The following is a 5,132-nucleotide window of genomic DNA, read 5'->3' as shown; positions in this document are numbered from 1 at the left end:
ACCACGTATAAGCAAAAACCATCGCGCGGGGAGTGCCGGGTGATTCCGGTGTGACCTGACAACACGTGTGCATCTACCACTACCCCATAGCACACGTGGCTATCGGGCGCATCGGGCGCCCGGCATTCCCCGCGCCCTCTGAGTGGAGAGGGCGGGAAATTGAGAGCAAACCTCGGGCGAAACGCGCCGCGAGATCGAAAAGGCATGTGCGTGCAAAGCTTGAACCCCGCTGGGTCGTCCCTGCGAACGCAGGGACCCATAACCCAGGTCGTCCGGGAGAATGACAGTGAGTGAACAAGTCCTCTCACACCATCTACAACATCGACGGCATGGCGTATGGGTCCCTGCGTTCGCAGGGACGACACAAAGAAGGACCTTACACATCAACAGGAAAGGCGTCACACCTCAACGGCCCGCTTTTCCTTCGCCTGCGCCGGCGCGCTGTCTTCGGCGTAAGCTCTGCGCAGTTCGCGCTTCAGCACCTTGCCGGCGCCCGACAGCGGAAACGGGTCGGTCCTGACATCGACGCTGCGCGGGCATTTGTAGCCGGCGATCCTTTCCTTGCAGAAGGCGATGATCTCGGCGGCGTTGACCTGCGCGCCGGCCTTCGGGATCACGAAGGCATGCACGGTCTCGCCCCATTGTTCGCTGGGAATGCCGATCACGGCGCATTGCGACACCTTGGGGTGCTGGGCGATGACGTTCTCGACTTCCATCGAATAGACGTTCTCGCCGCCGGAGATGATCATGTCCTTGACCCGGTCGACCAGATAGACAAAGCCTTCCTCGTCCATGTAGCCGCCGTCGCCGGTATGCATCCAGCCGTCGATCACGGCTTTCGCGGTTTCCTCCGGCCGTTCCCAGTAGCCCATCATCACGTTCTGGCCGCGCACCGCGACTTCGCCGACCACGCCGACGCCGACCGGCTTGCGGTCGGCGTCGACGATCCGGACCTCGCAACCGATCGCGGCGCGGCCGCAGGCGCGCTGCCGGTTCTTCTTCTTCGCGGCTTCGCTGGTGTGCTGCTCCCAGTTCAGGTGCGTCGCCAGCGGCGACAATTCGGTCATGCCGTAGAGCTGATGGAACGCGGTGCCGGGCATCCCGGCCATCGCGCGGTTGAGCAGGGCTTCGCTGATCGGGGAGGCGCCGTACATGATCCGCTGCAGCGAGGACAGGTCGGCGGTCCCGAACGCGGGATGGTCGGTCAGCATCTGGATCATGGTCGGCACGAGCAGGGTGGCCGTGACCTTTTCCTTCTCGATCGCGGCCATCACCCCCTCCGGACTGAAGGTCCGGAGGATCACATTGGTGCCTCCGCCGATCAGGGAGGAAAACATCGCGCCGCCATTGGCGAGGTGAAACATCGGTGCGGCGTTGAGGTAGACCGTGCCATCCGGCAACAGGCCTTCGCTCAGCATATGCAGTGCGTTGCTGACGATATTGGCGTGGCTCAGCATCACGCCCTTGGAGCGGCCGGTGGTGCCGCCGGTGTAGAAGATGCCGGCCAGTTCGTCGCGCGAGGCCATGGCGTCCGCAACGGGACTGCTCGCGGCGATCAGTTTCTCGTAGTCCTGCGCGCCGGCCGGTCCGGCATCGTCATCGGCATAGACCAGCTTCAGGGGTACGGCCCTGGCGAGCTCGACGCCCATCGCGGCAAAGGCGCTGTCGACGACGAGGATCGAGGCGCGGCAGTCGTGCAGCGAATCCTCAATCTCGGCGCGGCTCCAGCGGATGTTGGTCGGCACGATCACCGCACCCGCCCAGGCGATGCCGAGATAGAGTTCGAGATAGCGATCGGAATTGAGCATCAGGACCGCGACCCGGTCGCCGCGCCTGACCCCGAGCTGCTGCAGACCGGCCGCGAGCCTGGCGACGCGCTCGCCGATATCGCGCCAGTTGCGGCGGCGGTCGCCGTCGACGGTCGCGATCCCCTCGGGGTTGGTCTGCAGCACCCTGCGCAGGCCCTGGGTCACATTCATGAGTCTCTCCCTGGCATGTCGGGCGCTCGATGCGCCTCTTGGCCGGCGGCGATCATACCGGCGCCGGCGGGCCTCGCAAGCTGCCGCCCGGCGGCCTGCCTGGGCCGGTCAGGGTCGTCATCCTGCCGACACATCGGGCCGCTTTTCGAGGCGCATCGGGGCTTGCCGCTGCTTCGGGCGTGTTCCCCTCGGCACCGAATACGTCGTATATTGCGGCCGATTGGAGCCGGTCCCGTTACCATGCCTGCTGAAGTGCCGCAAAAGACAAGGTCGTTCTCGCTCTCGATCGGTCAACTGACATTCGGCAGTTTCCTGCTGGTGCTGGCGGCGATCGCGACCACCAGCGTCGCCAGCGTCGTCTCCATCCGCCAGATCGACCTGACCTTCGCGGAGCTGCAGCGGCTGCGCACCGTCGGCGACCTCGCCGAGGACATCGACCGGCGGATGAACGAATTGCGGCTGGCGGCACGCGACTTCGTGACCGATCCCGGCAACCAGTCGACCCAGGTCGGGGACGCCGCCGCGACGCTGGGCGAGCTCCTGAAGAAGACCCGGCTGGAGCTTGCGCCGGAGCAGCAGGACATGATCGACGGCGTCACCGTGCGGCTGACGACCTATCGCAACGGAATTGAGCGGATTTCGTCGCTGATCAACCGGCGCGGCGAACTGATCATCGGTCTGCCGCCGTTGCGTGAACGGTTCGACGAGGCGATCGCGGAAACGCTCGATCCGGTGATCGCCTCGACGTTGTTTCAGGCCCAAAGCCGCATCGCGTCGGCCTTGCTGGCGCGCAGTCCGGCCGACGCCGAACAGGCCGCGCAAAGCATGCGGGCACTGACGATTCCGGATCTGAAGCTTCGCGCCGCCGTCGACAATTACGCCGAAGCGATCATCGGGTTGTCGATCCGGGAACGCCAGATCGCCGATATCGACAAGGAGGTGCTCGGCACCGAGGGCCGCCTGATCCAGCGCGTCACCGAACTGCTTCGCGAGGTCAGCGCGCGCCGCAGCCGTGTGCTGTCCCGCGATCTGGCGAAAACGCTGGCCAGGGACAAGTGGCAGAGCATCGTGCTCGGCACCGCCGGCGTGCTGATCGGGCTGTGGGCGGCCTGGCTCGTGGTCCGGCGGACCGTCCGTCCGCTGGCCTCGATCGCGAACTCGATCCGCGCGCTGGCCGGAGGCAAGAAGGACACTTCGATTCCCGCCACCGATGTCAGCAACGAAATCGGCGACATCGCGCGGGCGGCCGAAGTGTTCCGTCGCACCCTGGTCGAGGCCGATGCGGCGCGCGAGGCGGCGGTGCATGCTCTGGCCGAGCAGCGCCTCGCCGAGGAAAGCTATCGCAAGCTGTTCGAGGGCTCGGTCGACGGGATCTACGTAACGACCCCCGGCGGTGCGCTGCTCAACGCCAACCCGGCGCTGGCGCGGATGATGGGTTACGATACGCCGCAGGAACTGATGGAAGGGATCGGCGACGTCTCCGATCAGATCTACGTCCATCCGCAGGCGCGCGCGGAATACCAGAGGCTGATGCAACGCGACGGCATGGTTCGCGAATTCGAATATCAGGTTCGCGCCCGCGACGGCAGGGTGCTCTGGCTGTCCGACAGCGCGACCGTCGCCCGCGACGAGACCGGGGAGATCGTGCGGTACGAGGGAACGGTGCGCGACATCACCGATCAGAAGCGCGCGGAGGACGCCATCGCCGAGGGTCGGCGGCTGCTGCAGCAGGTGATCGACACCGTGCCCGCCGTCATCAACGTCAAGGACAAGCAGCTGCGCTATGTCCTGATGAACCGCTATATGGCAGGCATCTTCGGCGTCGAACCCTCGGAGGCGATCGGCCACACCACCACCGATCTGATGTCACGCTACGGCGCGGAAAAAACCGACGAGAACGACAAGCGGGTGCTGGAGGCGGGCAGGGAGCTCGGCTTCTACGAGGAGGAATACAAGGATTCTTCCGGCAACATGCGGCAATGGCTGGTCAACAAGCTGCCGCTGCTGGATGCCGAGGGCGAGATCGAGCACATCGTCACGGTCGCGCTCGACATCGGCGAGCGCAAGCGCGGCGAGCTCGAGATGCGCAAGGCCAAGGATGCCGCGGAAGCTGCGCTGCGAAATCTGCGCGAGACCCAGAACTCGCTGATCGAGGCCGAAAAGCTCGCTGCCCTCGGCCGGCTGGTGGCGGGCGTCGCCCACGAGGTCAACAACCCCGTCGGCATCAGCCTGACGGTCGCGTCGTCGCTGGAGCGCAAGACCGCGCTGTTCTCGGCCGAAGTCGCGCGCGGCGATCTCAAGCGATCGAGCCTGACCGAATTCCTCGCGACCAGCCGCGATGCATCCTCGCAACTGGTGGCCAATCTCAACCGCGCCGCCGAACTGATCACCTCGTTCAAGCAGGTCGCCGCCGACCGCAACTATTCGGACCAGCGCACGTTCGATCTCGGAGATCTCACCGAGCAGGTGGTGATGAGCCTGCGGCCTGGCCTGCGAAAGCACAATCTGACGCTGAACGTCGACTGCCAGCCCAATCTCATCATGAACTCCTATCCGGGCCCGTACGGGCAGGTGCTCACCAACCTGTTTCTCAATTCGGTGGCGCATGCCTTTCCGGACGGCAGGACCGGTACGGTCGATATTCAGGTGCGCGAATCCGGCAAGGACAATGTCGAGATCCTGTTTTCCGACAATGGCTGCGGCATGAGCCTCGACGTGCGGCGCCGGGCGTTCGATCCGTTCTTCACCACCCGCCGCGACCAGGGCGGCACCGGACTCGGCCTGCATATCGTCTACAGCATCGTGACCAACCGGCTGGGCGGCCGGCTCGATCTCGATTCCGAACCCGGCGGCGGCACCAGGATCCAGATCATCCTGCCCCGGGTCGCGCCGCTGGAGCAGGCCGCGGAGTAAGCCTCGCCGGTGACCTCATCGCATCATGTTGAAACCACCCGACCGCGCCTGACCGAACGACCCGCGGAACTGGGGCGACGTCGCAAACCTTTGGCTGCTGCCGGTGTTCGCGATGCCTGCCGGTCCGCGATGGCCACCAATGCGAGGAGAGGAATGCGACGTTCGCTTCTCGACCCTGGTCAAGCCGCCCAGTTTCGAAGTCGGCCGCTCGCCAACCTTGCCAACGTTATTGCCGGGCAG

At 65.4% G+C, this 5,132-nt stretch carries 2 protein-coding genes; one reads left to right on the top strand and one right to left on the bottom strand.

What is annotated here, in order from left to right:
• Positions 1–398 precede the first annotated feature (398 nt).
• Entirely contained in the window at positions 399–1,979 is a 1,581-nt protein-coding gene (locus Q8R73_RS03650) for a long-chain-fatty-acid--CoA ligase (RefSeq protein ID WP_305718174.1), read from the bottom strand.
• Positions 1,980–2,219: 240 nt separating this feature from the next.
• Between Q8R73_RS03650 and Q8R73_RS03645 the strand changes: the two genes are divergently transcribed.
• A complete protein-coding gene (locus Q8R73_RS03645; protein ID WP_305718173.1) occupies positions 2,220–4,892 on the top strand; it encodes a PAS domain S-box protein in 2,673 nt (890 codons plus the stop codon).
• Positions 4,893–5,132 lie beyond the last annotated feature (240 nt).

Origin of the sequence: Bradyrhizobium sp., assembly GCF_030697065.1 — a bacterium.
Lineage (GTDB): Bacteria > Pseudomonadota > Alphaproteobacteria > Rhizobiales > Xanthobacteraceae > Bradyrhizobium.
The sequence above is the reverse complement of the archived record's forward strand: the minus strand, read 5'-3'. Positions and strand labels throughout refer to the sequence as shown.

Coding starts and splice junctions, on each gene's coding strand:
- Q8R73_RS03650 (WP_305718174.1), bottom strand. CDS start 1,979: ATGAATGTGACCCAGGGCCTGCGCAGGGTGCTGCAGACCAACCCCGAG.
- Q8R73_RS03645 (WP_305718173.1), top strand. CDS start 2,220: ATGCCTGCTGAAGTGCCGCAAAAGACAAGGTCGTTCTCGCTCTCGATC.